This is a genomic window from Streptomyces bobili, assembly GCF_002154575.1.
In the GTDB taxonomy this organism is placed as follows: domain Bacteria; phylum Actinomycetota; class Actinomycetes; order Streptomycetales; family Streptomycetaceae; genus Streptomyces; species Streptomyces bobili.
Genome location: NZ_MUBA01000774.1, coordinates 1 through 791, shown reverse-complemented (window position 1 = coordinate 791; position 791 = coordinate 1). Strand labels below are relative to the sequence as shown.

The 791-nt window shown below is 74.6% G+C and carries 1 protein-coding gene; it reads left to right on the top strand.

Features of this window, described 5'->3' with window-relative positions; genetic code table 11:
- Window positions 1-784, top strand: a 784-nt coding sequence (locus BZL64_RS37480) for an SDR family oxidoreductase (RefSeq protein WP_244205788.1), incomplete at its 5' end; no start/stop codon positions are given.
- Between the last annotated feature and the right edge of the window lie 7 nt (window positions 785-791).

The window sequence follows — 791 nt, the reverse complement described above, 5'->3', positions numbered from 1 at the left end:
GCCCTCCACGGGGCTCCTCGCCGACAAGGTCGTCCTCGTCAACGGCGGCAGCCAGGGCGTGGGCGCGGCCATCGCGCGGGCCGCCGTCCGCGAGGGCGCGGTCGTGGCCGTCACGGGCCGCCGACCGGAACCGGGCGAAGCGCTGGTCACGGAGCTGGCCGCGGCCGGCGGCAAGGCGATGTTCGTCCGGGCGGACCTCGCGGACGCGGCACAGGCGAAGGCCGCCGTGGCCCGCACGGTCGAGGCGTACGGCCGGGTGGACTGCCTGGTGAACTCCGCGGGGCTGACCTCGCGGGGCACGCTGCTGGACACCACGCCCGAGCTGTTCGACCAGCACATCGCGATCAACCTGAAGGCGCCGTTCTTCGCCATGCAGGCCGCCGTCGCGGACATGGTCGGCCGGGGCGCGCCGGGCACGGTCGTCAACATCATCACCTCGTCGGCGCACGGCGGGCAGCCGTTCCTCGCCCCGTACGTCGCCGCCAAGGCCGGCCTGGTCGGCCTGACCCGCAACGCGGCGCACGCCCACCGCCACGACCGGGTCCGCATCAACGGCCTGAACATCGGCTGGACGGCGACCGAGGGCGAGGACGCGACCCAGCGGGCCTTCCACGGCGCCGGGGACGACTGGCTGGAGCAGGCGGCGGCCCGGCTGCCGATGGGCAAGCTCGGCCAGCCGGACGAGATCGCCGACTTCGTGGTGTTCCTGCTGTCCGACCGGTCCGGCGTGGTCACCGGTTCGGTGATCGACTGGGACCAGAACGTGCTGGGCGGGCTCGACTAGCCCGCCC